The following is a 20,666-nucleotide window of genomic DNA, read 5'->3' as shown; positions in this document are numbered from 1 at the left end:
CATGGGGTTGGCCGATAAGTCTGATAAAATTTTGCGGTATCTGCCGTCGCCGATAAAACAGCTGCTGGTGCTCCTGTCCATAATTTTTGTCATCGAGACGTTCCTTATGCTTCTGTTGCCGCAGTTTGCGGACAGCAGGAGCATTTTTACGTTCCCTCTTCTCGATGCTTTCATGCTGGTGCTCATCTCTGCTCCGATTATCTGGTGGTGCATTGTCCGGCCGTTGCGCAGCGTGGCGTTCACCGCCTCGCTCCACGCCGACCTCCTCCTCGATCACATTGCCGACGGCATCATCAGCTTTGACGAGACGGGATGCCTCCGGTCCCTCAACCCTGCCGCCGAGCAGCTGTTCGGCTATGGCAGCGCCGAAGCGGTGGGCCGTTCCGTCAGCGATATCCTGTCAATCCGGTCGGGAGGGAAAGCGGAATCGTTCATGGCTTCCCTCGCATCCTGCAAGTGCGGCTGCGATCGCATCACGTGTGATGCCGAGGGGATCAGGAGCGACGGAGGCCGTTTTCCCGCGGCACTTACCCTGAGCCGGCTCCAGTTCGAGGGGGTCTGGAACTTCATCGGCATCATCCGCGATGTTACCGAGAGCCGGGAGGCCGAGGAACGGCTCATCGAAACCAACGAGAGGCTGACCCTCCTGAAGCGGGCCATAGAGTCGAGCATCAACGGTATCGTCATTACCGATTCAACCCATCCCGACAATCCCATTATCTATGTGAACCCGGCTTTCGAGCGGATCACCGGTTATGATGCCGAGGGGGTTATCGGCAAGAACCCCCGCTTCCTCCAGGGGGCCGACAGGGATCAGTCAGAGCTCAAGAAGCTCGCCATAGCCTACCGGGCGGAGCGGGAGGGGTGCTTCGTGCTCCGCAACTACCGCAAGGATGGCATCCCCTTCTGGAACGAGCTTTCCATCGCCCCGGTCCGCGATCGTGACGGTGTTGTGGTCAGCTATGTCGGCATCATGAACGACATCACTGAACACCGTCGCTACGAGGAGCAGCTCGTCTACCAGGCAACCCATGATACCCTCACGGGGCTTCCCAACCGCAACCTCCTCCAGGACCGCCTCGGCCAGTCCCTGGCCCTGGAAGCCTTCCGGCGGCGCAATCCCATCTGCGTGATGTTCCTCGATCTCGACAATTTCAAAAAGGTGAACGATACCCTGGGGCACACCGTCGGCGACATGCTGCTGAAGGCGGTGGCAAACCGACTCAAGAACTGTGTCCGGGGTGGCGATACGGTGGCGAGGCTTGGGGGGGACGAGTACATCATTGTTCTCCCCAACGTGCGGGAAACGCATGATGTGGTGACCGTGGCCAAGAAGATGATCAACATCTTCGTTGCTCCGTTTCTGCTCATGGGCAACGAGATATACGTGACATCCAGTATCGGTATCGCTCTCTTTCCCAATGACGGTGATACCGTGGATGCGCTCCTCAAAAATGCCGATGCCGCCATGTACCACGCCAAGGATCAGGGGAAGAACAACTACCAGTTCTACTCGTCGGAGATGAACACCAGGGTCTTCGAGCGGCTCTCCCTGGAGACGAGTCTCCACCGGGCCGTCAAGCAGCGGGAATTCCTCCTCCATTACCAGCCGCGGGTTGACCTGCGTACCGGCCGGATCTGCGGGGTCGAGGCGCTGGTGCGCTGGAACCACCCGGAAATGGGGCTTGTTTCCCCGGCACGGTTCATCCCCCTGGCGGAAGAAACGGGCCTCATCGTCCCCATGGGCGAGTGGGTGCTCAGGACCGCTTGCGCCCAGAACCGGGCATGGCAGGAGGCCGGGTACCCGCCGTTGCGCATGGCCGTCAACCTCTCGGCCCGTCAGTTCCGTCAGGAGAACCTCCTTGAGATGGTGGATGAGATCCTGCAGGAGACGGGGCTCGATCCCCAGTGGCTGGAGCTGGAGTTGACCGAGAGCCTGGTCATGCAGGAGGCGGAAAAGTCGGCCGCCATCCTCCACGAACTCACCAACCGGGGGATAGAGGTTGCCATCGACGACTTCGGTACCGGCTATTCCTCCCTCAGCTACCTCAAGCGCTTCCCCATCGCAAACCTGAAGATCGACCAGTCCTTCATCCGCGACATGACCCGCGATCCCGATGATGCCACCCTGGTCAGGACAATCATCACCATGGCCCACGGCCTCGGCATGAAGACTATCGCCGAGGGGGTGGAACTGGCGGAGCAGATCGACTTCCTCAATCTCCACCAGTGCGAAGAGATGCAGGGGTACTACTTCAGCCGCCCGGTTACCTCCGAAGAGCTGGGCCGTTTCCTGGCGGAAGGGAAGACCCTCGACATTTCCTTGATTCGTGGAGATGCGCGGGAACGGATTCGGGTGGTGTAAGCCATCCATTCCCCCCTTCTTCGTCTACCTGCATTTCCTACCGCTGCATTGACAAACCCCTCCTCATCCTCTATAACTAAGCTTTTTTCGGGAGGTTTTGCGTGGATCAGGTGGATGACGGCAAGCTGCGGGGAATCATCCTCGACCGTATCGGGCAACGGGGGCCTATCCCCTTTGCCGACTTCATGGCGGCGTGTCTCTATGAGCCGGGCCTCGGCTACTACACGTCGCCCGGCCGCAAGGTGGGCGCCGAGGGTGACTTCTATACCAGCATAAACGTTCACCGGGTATTCGGGCGCCTCATCGCCCGTGAAATCTGCCGCATGTGGGAGGAGATGGGATGCCCGGCAAGTTTCGATATCGTCGAGGCGGGAGCCGGCCATGGCCAATTGGCTACCGATGTCCTGGATGCCGTCTGCGAGCTGAACAGCCAGCTGTATGAGGGGGTGCGGCTCACCCTCGTCGAAGCCGAGCCGAGCCTTGCCGAAGTCCAGGGCAAGCTTCTGGAGCGCCACCTGGCGAAGGTTTCCTGGAGTGCCCCGGCCGATCTGGCCGAGGGGAAACTCCGGTTTTCCGGCTGCCTCTATTCCAATGAACTGATCGATTCCTTCCCGACCCACCTGGTCGAGATGACCCCCGAGGGGCTGCGGGAGGTTTTTGTCGCGGCAGAGGGAGACCAGTTTTCCGAAGTCCTCGACAGCCCCTCGACTCCCGAGCTGGAAGCCTACCTGTCCCGCCTCGGCATAACCCTTAATCCCGGGCAGCGGACCGAGATCAACCTGAATGCCGTCCGGTGGCTTGAATCGGCGGCCGCCTCCCTGGAGCGCGGTTTCATCCTCACCATCGATTACGGCTACCTGGCTCCCGAACTCTACGGGCCCATGCGCCTGAACGGCACCCTTCTCTGCTACTATCGCCATACAACCGAAGAAAATCCCTACATCCGGGTTGGCCTCCAGGATATTACCACCCACGTGGATTTCACCACCCTGGCCCTGCGGGGCGAGGAGCTGGGACTCAGCAAGGTCTGGTACGGAGAGCAGTATCGCTTCCTGATGGCCGCCGGCATGATGCAGGAGCTGATGGCCCTGGAGGCCGCGGCCAAAACCGAAAAAGAGCAGATTGCCATCCGCATTTCCCTGAAGAAGCTCATTCTCCCCGAGGGGGGGATGGGGGATACTTTCAAGGTCCTGATCCAGGCAAAGGGGGTTGATCACCCTCAGCTGCTCTGCATGCGCGACTGGGGGAAGCTCATTTGATGTGGCGGGACTCAATCAGTATGGGGAGGGTAATCCGGTGAGCGGCATCCGCGCCCTGGTCTTCGACCTCGACGGCACCCTCTACGTGAGCGACGGGCTTGGCCACGAAATCGAGGCCTCGGCCATGCGGCATATCGCTTCGGTCCGGGGAATATCCTGCGAAGAGGCTACCCTGCTGGTCAGGGAGACCCGGAAGGCGATTGCCGCCCGCACCTGCCGCACCGCATCCCTGAGCCACGCCTGCCTGGAGCTGGGGATAGACCTGCGGGAGCTCCATCTCCATTTTGTCTCCGATATCGTGCCGGAGCCGTTCCTTGTCCGGGACGAGCGGGTGGTGGCGTTGCTGCGGAGGCTCGGTGAGCGGTTCGATCTGCATATCTACACGAACAACGATCTTCCCCTTGCCTCGCGGATTATGGACTCCCTGGGCATTGCCGGGTTTTTCCGGCGTATCTTCACCATCGAGGACTCCTGGCGCCCCAAGCCCGACCGCGCAGTGCTGGCCGACATTTTCCGCGAAATCGGGTGCGAGCCCGCCCAGTGCTTTTTCGTGGGGGACCGCTACGACATCGACCTGCGGCTCCCCATGGAACTCGGCTGCCGCGGCTTTCACACCCGCACCGTTGACGAACTGCTGACCATAGAAACCATTCTAGAGTAAGGAGCGCCGATGAACGAGCAGACCAAGGAAACCCTCGACGCCATCATGCGGGCCATGGAGATCGAAAAGGAGACCTTCGATTTCTACACCAAGGCCGAAAAGAAAACCTTCAACCCCGAGGGAAAGCGGATTTTCCGCTGGCTTGCCAAGACCGAGGAGCAGCACTATCTCAAGCTGAACGAGCTTTACCAGTCCCTGCACGAAGGGGGGCGCTGGGTCTTCTACGGCGGCTCCACCATCGCCATCGAACCTGCCGGTGCCGACGAGAAACAGGTGGGGTTCGATACCGACGACCGCCAGGCGCTGGAAATCGCCATGGAGATCGAGAAGAAGGGAATCGCCTACTTTGACGCCCTGCTGGAGAAAACCAGCGACCAGGACGGCAGGGATATGCTCCTGGCGCTGCGGAACGAAGAGGCTGAACACCTGCGGGTGGTGACCGAGAAGTACAATGCCATAAAACGGTGATCGGGGGGGGTGGACCGGGGACCGGGAAAGGCGAAACAGTGACGTTTCGAATTGAGAAGGATACTCTCGGAGAGGTGCAAGTTCCGGAAGACGCCTACTACGGGGCGCAAACGGCCCGGGCCGTGGCTAATTCCCCCATTTCCGGGCTCCGGCCCCATCCCGCCCTGGTCCGGGCGACGGTCATCGCCAAGAAATGCGCGGCCCTCGCCAACATGGCCACGGGGAGGCTCGATGCCCGGCTCGGGGGCGCCATCGTCAAGGCCGCCGAAGAGGCCCTGTCCGGCGCGTTCGATGCCCATTTCGTCGTGGATCCGTTCCAGGCCGGCGCCGGCACCTCCCACAACATGAACGTCAACGAGGTGCTTGCCAACAGGGCAAATGAACTGCTTGGCGGCCGGCGCGGCGCCTATGACCAGGTCCATCCCAATGACCATGTGAACATGGCCCAGTCCACCAACGACGTCTTCCCCACGGTTATCCGGCTGGCGGCCCTGGCCCTCGTAGAGGGGCTCCGGCCGGGGCTGGAGGAGTTGGTGGCGGCCTTGCGCGGGAAGGGGCAGGAGTTCGACGGCATCCTCAAGAGCGGCCGGACCCACCTCCAGGATGCGGTGCCTATCAGGCTTGGCCAGGAGTTCGAGGCATGGGGGGTGGCGCTGGAGAAGAACCTGGCCGGGATTGACGGTGCGCTGCCGGGACTCCGGGAGCTGGGGATCGGCGGCACCGCCGTCGGCACCGGCATGAACGCCGAGGAGGCCTACATCGGCCTGATGGTGTCCGAGCTCGTCCGGGAAACCGGGTTTCCCCTTGTGCGGGGGGCGAATCTGGTGGAGCGGATGCAGAACATGGACCCCTTCGTGGCCCTTTCGTCGGCCCTGAAGGGCCTCGCCGTAAACCTGGCCCGCATCGCCAACGATCTGCGGCTGCTCGCTTCGGGTCCCAGAACCGGGTTTGCCGAGATTGCTCTTCCGGCGCTTCAGCCCGGTTCATCCATCATGCCGGGAAAGGTGAACCCTTCCATGGCGGAGGTGACCGACATGGTCGCCTTCCAGGTGATGGGGGCCGATGCGGCCATTACCCTTGCCGCCCAGGCGGGACAGCTTGAGCTGAACGTGATGATGCCGCTCATCGCCTTCAATCTCCTCTTCAGCCTGGAGCTTCTGAAGAACACGGCGCCGAAACTGGCCAGGGCGTGCATTGCCGGCATCACTGCCGACCGTGAGCGCTGCCGCCGGTATTTTGAACAGTCGGTGGGCCTTGCCACGGTGCTGGCCCCCTATATCGGCTATGCGGCTGCGGCCGAAATTGCGAAGGAATCGACGGCCACGGGGCGAAGCATCCGGGAGATCGTTATAGAGCGCCGGATACTGCCGGAGGAAAAGCTCGCCGGAATCCTCGACCCGTACCCCCTCACAACACCCGGCGTGCCGGGAGAGAAGCACAACTGAGCAATCAGAGCATACAACGCCAAGGAGGAAACAACGATGCTGGAAGAAGTGAAGAAGGTTCTCGATACGGTGCGCCCCGCGCTCCAGGCTGACGGCGGCGACGTGGAGCTGGTTGAGGTTACCGAAGACGGCGTGGTTAAAGTTAAGCTTGTCGGTGCCTGCGGCCACTGCCCCATGTCCACCATGACTCTCAAGATGGGGATCGAGCGGACCTTGAAGGAGAAGGTGCCCGGCGTGAAGGAAGTGGTTTCCGTCTAGCCGGGTCACGGTAAAATCGGAGTCTGATGCTGATCACCCATGATGAAGGTGGAGGAGCGCGGGGATATCTCCGCGCTCCTTTGCGTATGTCCTCCGGTCCACTTGCCCCGGCCGCCCGCCTGCGTTACCCTTTGGGACAGGAGACCAACCCATGTCCATCGTGCGCCGCAGACAGATATTCGGCACCCCCCGCGCCCCCCGCTTCCTGCGCATTTTCCGGAGAAATGCCGAGGCTTCCCATTCCCGCGGCAACAGGGTAAAGCTCTATGATTCGGGAAGCGAGTTCTTTCCGGCCATGCTGGAGGCTTTTGCCGAAGCCAGGCACCAGATCTGCGCCGAGTTCTACATCATTCGCGATGATGTCACCGGGGGGGCCTTTGCCGCTGCTCTCCTGGCCGCCGCGGACCGCGGGGTCGATGTCTGCCTCATCTACGACTACATCGGCTGTTTTGATACCCCGTCCTCCTACTTTCGGCGCCTGGAGCAGGGGGGGGTGCGCTGCCTTGCCTTCAACCCGCCCCCCTTCAGGCGCGGGCTTGCCTGGTTCGACAAGCGGGACCACCGCAAGATGGCCATTATCGACGAGGAAACCGCTTTTACCGGCGGGATTAACATTGGCGACGAGTATTCGGGGTTCGGCCGCGGCACCGAGCGGTGGAGGGATGTGGGGATCCGCATCGACGGCCCTGCGGTTTCCGACATGGTCCGGCTGTTCCGGGATTTCTGGCTTGAAGAAAAGGGGAGCCCCTCGTCGGCCTGGTTTCTGGAGCATGCCCCCGTGCCGGGCATGGGGGATGCCGGGGTGATGATCGTCAGTGACGGCCCCTACCATGCCCGCTCTTTCATCCGTAACGCCTTTCGCATCGCCATGGCCGGCGCGGGGGACTCCATTCGCATCATGAACCCCTATTTTGTGCCCGGGCCCCGGATCGTCCGCTCGCTGCTGCGGGCCGTGCGCCGGGGGGTGAGGGTCCAGCTCATACTTCCCGACAAAACCGATGTTCCCATCATGCGCCTGGTGAGCCGCGGCTATTACACCCCCCTGCTCCGGGGAGGCATAGAAATATACGAGCGGCAGGGGGAAGTGCTCCATGCCAAGGTCATGCTCATTGACGACTCATGGGGGGTTATCGGTTCGGCAAACCTGGACCAGCGCAGTTTCCACCGCAACTACGAAGTCAACGCCATCGTTGCCGGCCACGAATTCGGCCGCCAGGTGGCGGCCATGTTCGCCGACGATCTGAAGGGCTCACGGCGCGTCGTCCTGGAGGAGCACGAGAATCGGGGATGGCTTGTCCGCATCATGGAGCGGCTCTGCAACTCGGTGAGCTGGTTTCTCTAGTTGTCTGCTTCTGCATCATGGGGTAGGATGAGCAAATGCATTCACGGCGCCAGGGGGCGCATTCTTTTTGGGAGAAATCCATGGGTAAAAAAGCTGTCATCCTCTACAGCGGAGGACTCGATTCCACTACCTGCCTCGCCATAGCCAGGGCCGAGGGGTATGAACCCTACGCCATGAGCTTTTCCTACGGCCAGCGCCACAGCGTGGAACTGGAGCGGGCCAAGGCAAATGCCCGCCCCATGGGGGCCGTTGACCACCTGGTGGTGGAGTTCGACTACCGTCAGGTGGGGGGGAGCGCCCTTACCGCCGATATCGCCGTCCCGAAAGAAGGGGTGGGGAGCGATATCCCGGTCACCTACGTTCCGGCCCGCAATACGGTTTTTCTCTCCTTTGCCCTGGGGTGGGCCGAAGCGCTGGGCGCCTTCGATATTTTCATCGGCGTCAACGCCCTGGACTATTCCGGCTATCCCGATTGCCGCCCCGAATACATCGCCGCCTTCGAGGCCATGGCAAACCTGGCCACAAAGGCCGGGGTAGAGGGGGCCGGTCGGTTCACGATCCATACCCCCCTCATCAGCCTCACCAAGGCCGAGATAGTCCGGAAGGGTCTCTCCCTCGGCGTCGATTACGGCCGGACCCACTCCTGCTACGACCCGACTCCGGAGGGGCTCGCCTGCGGCCTTTGCGACTCCTGCCGCCTGCGGCTCAAGGGGTTTGCGGAGGCGGGGGTGGTGGACCCGGTGGAATACGTGACCGGGAGGAAAGACCAATGAACGCGAAAAAAACGGATCAAAACCGGTCCCCTGCCGGCCAGATGCCCGATATGCAGAAATCCCGCGACACCCGCAAGATTCCCATCAACAAGGTGGGGGTGAAGGATATTTCCTACCCCATCGTGGTGATGGACAAGAACAAGAAGTTCCAGCAGACCGTGGCCCGGATCAACATGTACGTGGACCTTCCCCACCATTTCAAGGGGACCCACATGAGCCGCTTCGTTGAAATCCTCAACGTCCACCGGGAGGATATCGCCCTGGACAAGATGGAGCCGATCCTCCAGAGCATGAAGGATAAGCTGGGGGCCTCGTCGGCCCATCTGGAGATCGAGTTCCCCTACTTCATTGAGAAGCGGGCCCCGGTTTCCGGCGCCCGGAGCCTCATGGAGTACACCTGCACCTTCAGCGGCAGCCTGGGGGATGATTTCGATTTCGTTCTGGGGATTCAGGTGCCGGTTACGTCGCTCTGCCCCTGCAGCAAGGAACTCTCCCGCTACGGTGCCCATAACCAGCGGAGCCACATCACCGTGAGGCTCCGGTATACCGATTTCGTTTGGATTGAGGATCTGGTGGAAATGATCGAGGAGTGCGGGTCGAGCCCGGTCTGGTCGCTGCTCAAGCGGGTGGACGAGCAGTACGTCACGGAGCGGGCCTACGAGAACCCCAAGTTCGTGGAGGATATCGTCCGTGAAGTGACCCAGAAGCTTCTGGCATTTGACGCTGTTACCTGGTTTTCCGTAGAGGCGGAGAATTTCGAATCGATCCACAAGCACTCGGCTTATGCCGCCATTGAGCGTGACAAAAAAATGACATAACGATTGTGTGTTGTTGTTTATGGGGTGAAGTTTCTTCCTCCAGGCGCATCACCCTTGATGTACACATTAGGTGTGGATAACCATGTTGAAAAAAGCCAAACTTGTGGATAAGGCTAGATGTTGCCGCCACGACTTCTTTCCGCTGAATCCCCTTGAAGCATGTCAAAAGCACTGATCATTTTTGCCAAAAGACCGTCACCGGGGCGTGTCAAAACAAGGCTGGTCCCGCATCTTACTGCGGAAGAGGCCGCCGAGCTTTACCGGCGGATGCTTTTGGATATCCTTGCCAAAACCGGGCAAATAACGGATGTGGACAAATTCCTCTTTTATGAACAGTGGGCTGGAGCGGCGGAATACTTCGCCGAAACGGCCAGTGGAGGATTTATTTGTCCACAGGTGGGGAAGGGGATGGGGGAACGGCTGGAGACTGCCTTCGACCATGTCTTTCGCCGGGGATACGACGAAGTGGCGGTAATAGGTACCGATTCTCCCGATCTGCCGGTATCTTTCGTGGAGCGGGCCTTTGATCTGCTCCGTTTTCCTGACGTTGATGCCGTGTTCGGTCCCGCCGTGGACGGGGGCTACTACCTCGTGGCCATGGCCCGGCTCCATCGTGAGCTCTTCAGGGATATTCCCTGGTCCACGGGGAAAGTGCTGCAGCGGTCACTGTCCAAGGCGGCCGGGGCGGGGGTCGCAACGGCCCTTCTCCCCCTGTGGCACGATGTTGACACGGCCGCCGACCTCCTGCGGCCGGAGCTCGTGGACCCGGACAACGGCGCCCCCCTCACACGGGAGTTCATTTTACGACATCAACTTCGTAGCCCTGTTTTCCCAGGTGGGCGATAATCTCCTGGATATGCTCGTAGCCCCGGGTCTCCAGTTCCAGGAGGACTTCGGTCTTGCCGAGGGGAAGATCGATGGAGCGGCGTTCGTGGTTGATGAGGAAGATGTTGGCCCGTACGGCGGCCACTTCAGCAGCCAGCCTGGCCAGCGACCCGGGGATATCGTCCAGCACCACTTGCAGTTTCAGGTAGCGCCCCGCCGCCACCAGGCCGCGCTCCACCACGGTGGAGATGGTTTTTACGTCGATGTTGCCGCCGGAGAGGACGCAAACCGTCTTGCCCGGCAGCTTTCCAGCCTTGCCGTTCAGGAGGGCCGCCAGGGTCACGGCTCCGGCGCCTTCCACCAGCAGTTTCGTCCGCTCCAGAAGCCCCACGATGGCCAGGGCGATCTCTTCCTCCTCCACGAGCACCACGTCGTCCACCAGTTCCCGCACGATGGGGAACGTGCTTTTTCCCACTTTTTTTACGGCGATGCCGTCGGCAAGCGTCACCGAGAGTGAGGTGTCCTGGATCCTCCCCTTCTTGAGGGAGTAGTGCATGGAGGGAGCGGCCTTGGATTCGATGCCGATAATCTTCACGTGGGGGTGGGTTTCCTTGACCGCCGTGGCGATGCCGGCGATGAGGCCGCCTCCGCCGATGGGTACCAGGATGGCCGAGACATCTGGAAGCTCTTCCAGGATTTCGAGGCCGATGGTCCCCTGTCCGGCCATGACCAGCGGGTCGTCGAAGGGATGTACGAAGAGGGCGCCGGTTTCTTTCTGGGCCTGGACGGAGGCAGCGTAGGCCTCATCGAAGTTCCTGCCGGTGAGGACGACTTCGGCCCCGTACTCCTTGGTGGCCTGCACCTTCTGCGGAGGGGTGCTTTCGGGCATGAAGACGGTGGCCTTTACCCCCAGCAGGTCGGCGGAAAAGGCGACCCCCTGGGCGTGGTTCCCGGCGGATGCGGTTATTACCCCCTTTACCAGGGCCTCCCGGGGTTGAGCCGTCATGAAGTTGAGGGCGCCCCGGATTTTGAAGGCTCCGGTTCGCTGGAGATTCTCGCATTTGAAGAGCAGGGGGAACCCGAACCGTTCGCTGAAATGGTGGGAGGGTATCAGTTCGGTACGCCGGACCCGCTTCTTGAGGCGGTCGGCAGCTTCCTGGATCAGGGTGTAGTGGAGCATCGGTTCTCCATGTGTCCGGCTAGTGATCGTGCGCATGGTGCCCATGGTCGTGATGATCATGATCATGATCGTGGTCATGGGGTTGGTTGTGACGGGGGCGGTGGCGCAGTTCCTTGATGACGGGCGGCGCCTCCACGCACCGGGTGCACTCGGCCTGGAGAGTGGTGTGGGATATGTGATAGCGCTCGAACAGCATCTCTTCGATCTGCCGCAGCACCTCTGCCTGCCGCTCCTTTTGCTCCGGCTTAACGTCGATGTGGGCCGAAAGCGCCAGGATATGGGAGCAGATGGTCCAGATATTCATGTGGTGAACGGCATTCACCCCTTCCACCTCCGCCATGGCCGCAGCCACCTGTTGGGTGCTCATGCCGCGGGGAACCCCTTCAAGCAGGATATGGGACGACTCGCGGATGACCCGCCAGGAGCCCCAGAAGATGACGCATCCAATGCCGGCGGAGATGAGGGCGTCCAGGATGTACCAGTTTGTGTAGTACATGATGATGCCGCCGATGATTACTCCCACCGAGGCCGCCGCGTCGCCGATGACATGGAGAAAGGCGCTGTGGACGTTCAGGTCGTCGTGGGAGTGGCTATGGAGGGCCGATGCGGCGATCAGGTTCATGACGAGGCCGATTGCGGCGATGATCAGCATCGGGAGGCTCTTTACTTCCACCGGATGGAGCAATCGCTCCCATGCTTCGTAGAATATCCCCAGCGCCATGAGGAATACCGTGGCGCCGTTGATGAAGGAAGCAAAGACTTCGGTCCGGTGCCAGCCGAAGGTGCGGGTGTCGGAGACCGGGTAGGCCGCAAGCCTGATGGCTGCCAGCGACAGCACCAGGGCGAAAAGGTCGAGGAAGACGTGGGCGGCGTCCGAAAGGAGCGCCAGGGAGTTGGTCCATATCCCCCCTGCTACCTCGGCCGCCAGGGTCACGGCAGTCAGAAAGATGGCGTATTTGAATCGTCCGGTAATGCTTTGGTCAAGGTGCGCGTCAGCGTGCATGGCAGGTGTCATTTTCTCCCTTCAGGCAGTGATTCACTGTAGCAGATGCCCCTTTGGCGGGTCAAACGGAAAGAGGCGCTCCCCCCTTGCATTTCCGCAGGGTTGCTGGTATCTTACCTGGACTGTTTTTGGAGGATTTTAATATGGAGACAACCCATCACCGGCTGATTATTCTCGGCTCCGGCCCTGCCGGATATACTGCGGCGGTTTACGCAGCGCGGGCAAACCTGAACCCTGCCCTCATAACCGGACTTGCCCAGGGGGGGCAGTTGATGACCACCACCGACGTGGACAACTGGCCCGGCGATCCGGACGGCGTGCTCGGACCGGAGCTGATGGACCGGATGCGCCGCCATGCCGAGCGGTTCAATACCGCGATGGTCTACGACCACATCAACAAGGCTGAACTCCGCGAGCGCCCTTTTCGCCTGGAGGGGGACAACGGCGTTTATACCTGCGATGCCCTCATTATCGCCACCGGCGCCACCGCCAAATACTTGGGCCTTCCGTCGGAAGAGGCATTCAAGGGGAAAGGGGTTTCGGCCTGCGCCACCTGCGACGGCTTTTTCTACCGCAACAAACCGGTTGCGGTAATCGGCGGCGGCAACACCGCCGTGGAGGAGGCGCTCTACCTCTCCAATATCGCCAGCCACGTTACGGTTGTACACCGTCGCGACAAGTTCCGCTCCGAGAAGATTCTTGCCGACCGCCTGATCGAGAAGACCAGGGGGGGCAACGTCACCATCGAATGGAATCATGTGCTGGACGAGGTCCTGGGTGATGAGAGCGGGGTAACCGGTATCCGCATTTGTCATACCGACGGCACCACCAAGGATATTCCGGTGCATGGCTGCTTCATCGCCATCGGCCACGCCCCCAACACCCAGCTGTTCGAGGGACAGTTGGAGATGGACAACGGCTATATCCGCACTCTCTGTGGCGGCGAGGGAAACATGACCGCCACCAGCGTTCCCGGCGTGTTTGCCGCCGGCGACGTCCAGGATCAGCATTACAAACAGGCGATCACCTCCGCCGGCACTGGCTGCATGGCCGCCCTGGACGCCGAAAAATACCTGGAGTCCGCGGGATGATGACTATGAAGGTTTCTTTCTTTGCCAGTCCCCGGCCCCTGGTCCCCGGCCGCTGATGCTTGCCAAGGCCCTTTCCAGCGCCCTCCTGGGTATCGACGCCGTCATCGTCGATGTGGAGGTGGATATCGCCCAGGGGCTGCCCCAGTTTGCCACCGTCGGCCTCCCCGACGGTGCAGTGAAGGAAAGCAAGGACCGGGTCAAGTCGGCCCTCAAGAATGCCGGCTACGACTTCCCCCCCCGCAAGATAACCGTCAACCTGGCCCCCGCCGACCTGAAAAAGGAGGGGGCCGCCTTCGATCTTCCCATTTCTGTAGGCATACTGGCCGCCACCGGTGTCATCAAGGGTGAAAGGCTCAAGGAATATCTCCTGTTGGGGGAACTGTCCCTGGATGGGAGCGTAAAGCCGGTTCGCGGCTGCCTGCCGGTTGCCGTGGCGGCCCGGAGCGCGGGGCTGCGCGGCATCGTCGTGCCCCTGGAGAACGCCCCGGAAGGGGCGGTGGTTGAGGGTGTGGATGTTATCGGCGTCAGGGAGCTGGCGGAGGTGGTGGAGTTCCTGAACGGGGAGCGGGAGATTGAACCGTTCCGGGTTGATGTGGCGGAGTTTTTCGAGCGAAGCGCCGAGGCCGGCGACGACTTTTCCGAGGTCAAGGGGCAGGAGCACGCCAAGCGGGCCCTGGAAGTGGCAGCTGCCGGCGCGCACAACATTATCATGATCGGCCCTCCCGGGTCCGGCAAGACGATGCTCTCCCGCCGCATCCCGACCATCCTTCCCCGGATGTCATTTGAAGAGGCCATAGAAACCACCAAGGTCTACAGCGTCATGGGACTCCTGGACCGGGAGAACGCCCTCGTGGCCCAGCGTCCGTTCCGGTCTCCCCATCATACCATCTCGGACGTGGGTTTGATCGGCGGCGGGAATATGCCCCGCCCCGGCGAAGTCTCCATGGCGAACCATGGCGTGCTGTTCCTGGACGAGCTCCCCGAGTTCAAGAAGCATGTCCTCGAAGTCCTCCGCCAGCCCCTTGAGGATGGCCGGGTCTCCATCTCCCGAGCCCTCATGTCGCTCACCTATCCGTCGCGCTTTATGCTCGTGGCGGCCATGAATCCCTGCCCCTGCGGCTACCTGGGGGATCCCCTCCACCCCTGTTCCTGCACGCCGGTCATGGTGCAGCGCTACCGGTCCCGGATCTCCGGGCCGCTGTTGGACCGGATCGACATCCATATTGAAGTCCCCGCCGTCAAGTACCGGGATCTGGCCGACGGCCGCGAGGGTGAAAGCTCCCGGGCCATCGGCAGCCGGGTGGAGCAGGCGCGGGAGGTTCAGAGGGATCGTTTCAGGGGCTCCAAGGTCCACAGCAATGCCCAGATGACACCCCGCTTCATAAAGAAGTTCTGCGAGCCGGACGCGGCCGGCAGCCGGCTGCTGGAACTGGTCACCGACCGTCTCGGCCTCTCGGCCCGTTCCTACAGCCGGATCCTCAAAGTGGCCCGCACCATCGCCGATCTGGACGGTAGCGATGCCGTGCGGGAGCAGCATGTCTCCGAAGCGATCCAGTACCGCAGTTTGGATCGGAAGACGGTCTGACCATTCCCCTGACCTCCCCCCAGAAAAATGGTCCGGCTAAAAGTGAGGAATTCCGGCTTGCCAGATATCTCTACGTTTGCATGGAGCATTTTCCCGGGATGAGATCAACCTCCTTTCTACGATAATCAGACGCAAAACAACTCCATGAATTCATGGGCGGGAGTATTCTCCAGGCGCTGCTGGTCCCGGCAACAATCGACTATCCGCTGGACCTGTTCTTCGGGGAAACGTACTGCAAGGTTTCTCCTGAATTTTTCCAGCAGAAGCGGGATCCCTTCGGCGCGGCGCCGACGATGCCCCAGGGGATATTCCACCTCGACACGCTCGGTGCAGGTGTCGTCACGGAAGAACACCTGGACGGCATTGGCGATGGAACGTTTATCCGGCTCAAGGTATTCGCGGCTGTAGCGGGGCTCTTCCACCACCTCCATCCGCTCCCGCAGGGCATCTATGCGGGGGTCGGCCGCCGCCTTCTCCTCGTAATGGTCGGCGGTCAGGGTTCCGAAGATGAGGCCGATTGCGGTCATATACTGGAGGCAGTGGTCCCGGTCCGCCGGGTTATGGAGTTTGCCGGTCTTGCTGATGATGCGGATGGCGGATTCGTGGGTGGTGATGACCACCTTTTCGATGTCCGGGAGTCGTTCCCGCATCTGGGGATGGAGTCGCACGGCGGCTTCGACGGCTGTCTGGGCATGAAATTCCGCAGGGTAGGCGATCTTGAAGAGCACGTTTTCCATGACGTAGGAGCCATAGGGGCGCTGGAGGCGGAACGGCTTCCCCTTGAAGGAGACATCGTAGAATCCCCAGGTTGGGGCGGTGAGCGCGCTCGGATAGCCCTTCTCCCCCTGGAGGGTCATGAGGGCCAGCCGTACCGCCCGGCTGACGGCATCTCCGGCGGCCCAGGATTTGCGGCTGCCGGTGTTGGGCGCATGGCGATAGGTGCGCAGGCTCTGGCCGTCGACCCACGCTTGGGACAGGACATCGATTATCTGCTCTTTCGTCCCCCCGAAAAGCCTCATGACAACCGCGGTCGAAGCGACCTTGACCAGCAGGACATGGTCGAGCCCCACCCGGTTGAAACTGTTCTCCAGGGCCAGGCACCCCTGGATTTCATGGGCCATGACCATGCAGGTCACCACCTCGCCCATGGTCACCGGAGCTTTCCCTTTGGCAATGCTGCGCCGGCTCAGGTGGTCGGCAACGGCCAGGATCGCCCCCAGGTTGTCGGATGGGTGCCCCCATTCCGCGGCCAGCCAGGTGTCGTTAAAGTCGAGCCACCGTATGATGCAGCCGATGTCGAAGGCGGCCTTGACGGGGTCAAGCTCGTAACGGGTACCCGGCACCCGGGAGCCGTGGGGTACGACGGTGCCGGGGACTATCGGCCCAAGAAGTTTGCTGCATTCCGGGAACGTCAGGGCCAGCATGCCGCACCCGAGAGCGTCCATCAGGCTGTAGCGGGCAGTTTCACGGGCCTCGTCACTGGTTGCCCGGTAGCCCGTGACGTAGTCGGCAATATCGACCATCACCTGATCGGGCTCTGGCCTGACATTCACTTCGGCAGTCGCTCTCATCGGCCCTCCTCCCCGCTTTCGGCAGTGCCACGGGCAGACAGCCGGTCGAGCGTCTGCTCGTAATCGTAATAGTGGAGCAGGTCGTAGAGTTCCTCCCGGGGTTGCATGGCAGCCACAACCGGTTCCTGGGTCCCGGCGTGGAGGATGGTTTCATACACATCGAGCGCGGCCTTGCTCATGGCCCGGAAAGCGCTCAGCGGATAGAGCACCATGGCCACCCCCTGCTCGGCAAACTGCTCTTTCGTGTAGTAGGGCGTTTTCCCGAATTCGGTCATGTTTGCCAGGAGCGGCACGGCGATGGCATCGGCAAACTGACTGTACGTCGCCAGATCGGTCACCCCCTCCGCAAAGATGCTCTCCGCGCCTGCCTCCACATAGAGGGCAGCCCTTTCGACGGCTGCTTCAAGCCCTTCGGTCGCCAGGGCATCGGTACGGGCCATTATCATGAAATCCCCATCGTCTCTGGCATCCACAGCGACCTTTATCCGGTCGGCCATTCTGCTCCTCGAAACAACGGACTTGTTGGGGCGATGGCCGCAGCGCTTCGGTTCCACCTGGTCCTCAAGGTGAACCGCTGCCGCCCCTGCGCGAATCATCTCCTTAACCGTACGGGCGATCCCGAATTCCTCTCCCCATCCCGTATCGATGTCGACCAGCAGGGGAAGAGGCGAAACGCCGGTAATGCGCCGGACCTCTTCCAGGACATCATTGCGGGAAGTTATGCCCAAGTCGGGAAGGCCGAACGACGCGTTGGCGACCCCGGCGCCGGAAAGGTAAATTGCCCTGTGGCCTGCTTTTTCGGCCAGTATTGCGCAGTATGCGTTGATCGTCCCCACAACCTGAAGAGGCCTTTCAGCTTCAATGGCCCTGCGGAAACGCCTTCCGGCAGAAATGTGCTCAGACATTGCCCCCGTCCTTTGCCATGGCTTTTTTGTGCCGTTCCTCGACACTAAGGCGTGCCGTTCGTATGTGGCGGCGCATGAGAAGTTCCGCCAGATCCTCGTCCCGCTCCTCAATGGCCTCGACAATACGGCGATGCTCCTTGAGCGCCAGTAATGGCCGGGGGCTTTCATTGCTGAACTGGTACCGGTACATCCTGATCAACTGGTAGAGACCGCCGTCCAGAATGGTCAACAGCTTCTTGTTGCGGCTTCCCTGCAGAATCCGGTAGTGGAAATCGAATTCCCCTTCCTTCTGGTAATAGGAAAGCCCCTGATCTTCCTCAATACTCTTCTCGTGCTCATCCAGAAGCCTTTTCAATTCTTCGATCTCGCTGTCGGTCATGTTCCGGACGGCGAGCCTGCATCCCAACCCCCCGAGGGCTTCGCGAATCTGGTAGGTCTCGATCAGTTCCTCATAGGAAAGGGAGATGACCCTGGCACCGTGGTTCGGCGCCCGGACGACAAGATGCCTTTCTTCCAGGCGGCTCATGGCTTCGCGCAATGTTCCCCGGCTTACGCCGTATGCCTTGGCCAGCTCGGGCTCTGAAATCTTGCTCCCTGCGGGAATCTCGCCCCTAATGATTGAGTCCTGCAGGACGTCAAAAATCCGATCCGTCAATGGGGGGGCGGACTGGTTGGCATCGTTAACCGGAGGTCTCATGGTGTCGACACTTCCTCTCTGTAAAATTGAATTGTTCATCATTTATACCCCTCTGTTTTAATGTACAAGCAAAAAGTGTCGACATTTTTATTGTTGGTAAAAAAATTATATTTTGGTAAAATTGTTAAATATGAGTAAGCTAATGGGGTCCGGCTGGGTTATATGCTTTGCGAGTCTTTCGGATGGATTCGGTGACCGGCATCTCCTGTCGTCTGAATAGTCCTGAAGGCGTGAAGTACGATGCTGGAGTGGGGATTCGATTCTTCCATATGGGTCATTTTGTCATGCAGATTAACGCCTATATGACACCCCGTTTCATAATAGAAGCTCTGCAAGCCTGGTACGGTCGGTTGTAGGCTGCTGGAAGGGGTCGCCGCGTATCGCTTTCCAGGTCTGTTGTTGCGGGGGAGGCGTGAGGGTGCTCGCGCCGCCGTCGGCCTGCACGGAAGAGGCGGGGTTCGGGAGCAGCAATTTTCCGAAGCGGCCCAGTGCCGTAGCCGTGACCGCAAAGCATCTTTTTGACAACAATCGTCCCTTCCCGTTGCCCACCCTGCTTGCAAGTGTATGCAGTATGCCGCACGAGACGGGCTATTCTGTGAATTGTTAATGTTTTTTTAACTTGACTAAAGGTAGTCGCGTAAGTAAAATCCGGTTCTAATTTTTGGTAGACACTACCGGCTTTCGCGGCAATTTGGGGCTTCCCGATGCCCGGGAATCAACGGTTTCTGATTCAGCGTTTACAGGCTTTGCTTGTAATCACCATCACACAACGGAGGTACGAGATGTCTGAGTACGGCACACTGCAGGACCGCGTACGTTGCAAGTCGCTTATGAACAAGGTTATGACGGCTGAAGAGACGGTGCAGTTCTTCAAGCCTGGAATGAACCTCGGCTGGTCTGGCTTTACCCCGGCCGGTTACCCCAAGGCTGTACCCATTGCGCTGGCAGATCACGTTGAGAAGAACAACCTCCAGGGCAAGATGAAGTTCAACCTTTTCATCGGCGCTTCCGTCGGGGCCGAAACCGAAGACCGCTGGGCCACCCTCGACATGATCGACCGCCGCTGGCCGTACCAGACTGGCAAGAACATCGCCGCAGGCATCAACGAAGGGCGTATCCGGATGGGTGACAAGCACCTCTCCCTCTTTGCCCAGGACCTTGGCTACGGCTTCTACACCAAGGACAGCGAGTCCGGCAAGCTGGACCTCGCCATCATCGAAGTTTCCGCCATCACCGAGGACGGCGGCCTGGTTCCCACCACTTCCTGCGGCGTCATCCCCGAGATCCTCATGATCTGCGACAAGATCATCGTCGAGGTTAACACCGGCGAGCCTTCCTTCGAAGGTATGCATGACATCGTCGTCTGCAACCATCCCCCGAAGCGGCAGATCCTCGGCATCACCCATGCCGGCGAGCGGATCGGCACCACCTATGTGCCGTGCGACCCGAGCAAGATCATTGCTGTCGTCGAGTCCAAGCACCGGGACAAGGGGCGCGCCTTCTCCGAGCAGGACGATACCTCCGAGGCCATCGCCAACAACATCATCGACTTCTTCAGCCATGAAGTGAAGATGGGCCGTCTGCCCAAGAACCTCCTGCCGCTCCAGTCGGGTGTTGGTTCCATCGCCAACGCCGTCATCGGCGGCCTGGCAAAGGGACCGTTCCAGAACCTGACCGTTTACACCGAGGTTCTCCAGGACACCATGCTCGATCTGTTCGACTCGGGCAAGCTGGACGCCGCTTCTTCCTGCTCCCTCTCCCTTTCCGAGACCCCGGGCTTCCCCCGCTTCTTCGAGAACTGGGAGAAGTACTTCGACAAGATCACCCTCCGGCCGCTCTCCATCTCCAACGCTCCTGAGCCGATCCGCCGTCTCGGGTGTATCGCCATGAACACCCCGGTCGAGATCGACATCTATGCCCACGCCAACTCCACGCTGGTCGGCGGCACCAGGATGATCAACGGCCTCGGCGGCTCCGGCGACTTCCTCCGCAACGGCTTCCTGAAAATCATGCACACCCCGTCGAGCCGTCCCTCCAAGACCGACCCGACCGGTATCTCCTGCGTGGTGCCGCACTGCTCCCACATCGACCACACCGAGCACGATCTGGATTGCGTCGTTACCGAGCAGGGTCTGGCTGACCTCCGCGGCATGGCTCCGAAGGAGCGCGCCAAGCGGATCATCGAGAAGTGCGCCCATCCGGACTACAAGCCGATTCTCAGCGAGTACCTCGAAATTGCCAGCAAGGACTGCCTTGCCAAGAAGGTCGGCCACGAGCCGCAACTGTGGGACCGCGCCTTCAAGATGCATCTCAACCTGGCCCAGAACGGCACCATGAAGATCAAGAACTGGGATGTGAAGATCGACCTCTGCGAATAAGAGCCGCATCGATCTAAAGCAAAAAACCCCCACCGGAAAACG

At 60.6% G+C, this 20,666-nt stretch carries 19 protein-coding genes; 13 read left to right on the top strand and 6 right to left on the bottom strand.

What is annotated here, in order from left to right; all coding sequences use genetic code 11:
- Window position 1: 1 nt before the first annotated feature.
- The 10 genes from JZM60_RS03385 to JZM60_RS03345 all read left to right on the top strand — a co-directional run bounded on the left by JZM60_RS03385 (window position 2) and on the right by JZM60_RS03345 (window position 10,235).
- Entirely contained in the window at window positions 2–2,365 is a 2,364-nt protein-coding gene (locus JZM60_RS03385) for a sensor domain-containing protein (RefSeq protein ID WP_207164115.1), read from the top strand.
- Window positions 2,366–2,466: 101 nt separating this feature from the next.
- Window positions 2,467–3,624 carry a class I SAM-dependent methyltransferase gene (locus JZM60_RS03380; protein ID WP_207164114.1) on the top strand — a complete coding sequence of 386 codons (1,158 nt, stop codon included), beginning with the start codon at window positions 2,467–2,469 and terminating at the stop codon, window positions 3,622–3,624.
- Between the two features lies 1 nt (window position 3,625).
- Window positions 3,626–4,285, top strand: coding sequence for an HAD family hydrolase (locus JZM60_RS16735; RefSeq protein WP_241426358.1), 660 nt, complete (start codon window positions 3,626–3,628; stop codon window positions 4,283–4,285).
- A 9-nt stretch (window positions 4,286–4,294) separates the two neighbouring features.
- A complete protein-coding gene (locus JZM60_RS16730) occupies window positions 4,295–4,753 on the top strand; it encodes a ferritin family protein (RefSeq protein ID WP_241426357.1) in 459 nt (152 codons plus the stop codon).
- 38 nt (window positions 4,754–4,791) lie between these two features.
- A complete protein-coding gene (locus JZM60_RS03370) occupies window positions 4,792–6,198 on the top strand; it encodes an aspartate ammonia-lyase (protein WP_207164113.1) in 1,407 nt (468 codons plus the stop codon).
- A 36-nt stretch (window positions 6,199–6,234) separates the two neighbouring features.
- Window positions 6,235–6,456, top strand: a complete 222-nt coding sequence (locus JZM60_RS03365) for a NifU family protein (RefSeq protein WP_207164112.1) — start codon at window positions 6,235–6,237, stop codon at window positions 6,454–6,456.
- Window positions 6,457–6,607: 151 nt separating this feature from the next.
- Complete coding sequence (locus JZM60_RS03360) at window positions 6,608–7,798, top strand: phospholipase D-like domain-containing protein (RefSeq protein WP_207164111.1); 1,191 nt, start codon at window positions 6,608–6,610, stop codon at window positions 7,796–7,798.
- An 80-nt stretch (window positions 7,799–7,878) separates the two neighbouring features.
- Entirely contained in the window at window positions 7,879–8,571 is a 693-nt protein-coding gene (gene queC / locus JZM60_RS03355; RefSeq protein WP_207164110.1) for a 7-cyano-7-deazaguanine synthase QueC, read from the top strand.
- A gap of 41 nt (window positions 8,572–8,612) precedes the next feature.
- Entirely contained in the window at window positions 8,613–9,389 is a 777-nt protein-coding gene (folE2, locus tag JZM60_RS03350; RefSeq protein WP_207165455.1) for a GTP cyclohydrolase FolE2, read from the top strand.
- 159 nt (window positions 9,390–9,548) lie between these two features.
- Window positions 9,549–10,235, top strand: coding sequence for a TIGR04282 family arsenosugar biosynthesis glycosyltransferase (locus JZM60_RS03345; protein WP_207164109.1), 687 nt, complete (start codon window positions 9,549–9,551; stop codon window positions 10,233–10,235).
- Here the strand turns inward: JZM60_RS03345 and ilvA are convergent.
- Window positions 10,186–11,394 carry a threonine ammonia-lyase gene (gene ilvA, locus JZM60_RS03340; protein WP_207165453.1) on the bottom strand — a complete coding sequence of 403 codons (1,209 nt, stop codon included), beginning with the start codon at window positions 11,392–11,394 and terminating at the stop codon, window positions 10,186–10,188. The genes JZM60_RS03345 and ilvA overlap by 50 nt on opposite strands.
- Before the next feature lie 19 nt (window positions 11,395–11,413).
- Window positions 11,414–12,397, bottom strand: coding sequence for a cation diffusion facilitator family transporter (locus tag JZM60_RS03335; RefSeq protein WP_207164108.1), 984 nt, complete (start codon window positions 12,395–12,397; stop codon window positions 11,414–11,416).
- Between the two features lie 143 nt (window positions 12,398–12,540).
- Between JZM60_RS03335 and trxB the strand changes: the two genes are divergently transcribed.
- Together trxB and JZM60_RS03325 are read left to right on the top strand one after the other, a co-directional pair.
- Window positions 12,541–13,488, top strand: a complete 948-nt coding sequence (trxB, locus tag JZM60_RS03330; protein ID WP_207164107.1) for a thioredoxin-disulfide reductase — start codon at window positions 12,541–12,543, stop codon at window positions 13,486–13,488.
- Between the two features lie 55 nt (window positions 13,489–13,543).
- Complete coding sequence (locus tag JZM60_RS03325) at window positions 13,544–15,073, top strand: YifB family Mg chelatase-like AAA ATPase (RefSeq protein ID WP_207164106.1); 1,530 nt, start codon at window positions 13,544–13,546, stop codon at window positions 15,071–15,073.
- A gap of 125 nt (window positions 15,074–15,198) precedes the next feature.
- Here the strand turns inward: JZM60_RS03325 and JZM60_RS03320 are convergent, their stop codons facing one another.
- From JZM60_RS03320 to JZM60_RS03305, 4 genes are all read right to left on the bottom strand, one after another.
- Window positions 15,199–16,644 (bottom strand): bifunctional 2-methylcitrate dehydratase/aconitate hydratase, encoded by a 1,446-nt coding sequence (locus JZM60_RS03320; protein WP_207164105.1) that lies wholly within the window; start codon window positions 16,642–16,644, stop codon window positions 15,199–15,201.
- Window positions 16,641–17,549, bottom strand: coding sequence for a methylisocitrate lyase (prpB, locus tag JZM60_RS03315; RefSeq protein ID WP_207164104.1), 909 nt, complete (start codon window positions 17,547–17,549; stop codon window positions 16,641–16,643). The genes JZM60_RS03320 and prpB overlap by 4 nt, the downstream gene beginning before the upstream one ends.
- A complete protein-coding gene (locus JZM60_RS03310; protein ID WP_207164103.1) occupies window positions 17,542–18,246 on the bottom strand; it encodes a GntR family transcriptional regulator in 705 nt (234 codons plus the stop codon). Before JZM60_RS03310 ends, prpB begins: the two co-directional genes overlap by 8 nt.
- 315 nt (window positions 18,247–18,561) lie before the next feature.
- Window positions 18,562–18,774 carry a hypothetical protein gene (locus tag JZM60_RS03305; protein WP_207164102.1) on the bottom strand — a complete coding sequence of 71 codons (213 nt, stop codon included), beginning with the start codon at window positions 18,772–18,774 and terminating at the stop codon, window positions 18,562–18,564.
- Window positions 18,775–19,028: 254 nt separating this feature from the next.
- On the opposite strand from JZM60_RS03305, the gene JZM60_RS03300 reads away from it, so the two are divergent.
- The gene (locus JZM60_RS03300) at window positions 19,029–20,624 is read left to right on the top strand and encodes an acetyl-CoA hydrolase/transferase C-terminal domain-containing protein (RefSeq protein WP_207164101.1); all 1,596 of its coding nucleotides are present in this window, start codon (window positions 19,029–19,031) and stop codon (window positions 20,622–20,624) included.
- Window positions 20,625–20,666 lie beyond the last annotated feature (42 nt).

Source organism: Geobacter benzoatilyticus (assembly GCF_017338855.1).
Lineage (GTDB): Bacteria > Desulfobacterota > Desulfuromonadia > Geobacterales > Geobacteraceae > Geobacter > Geobacter benzoatilyticus.
This window is presented reverse-complemented; position numbering and strand designations above follow the sequence as displayed.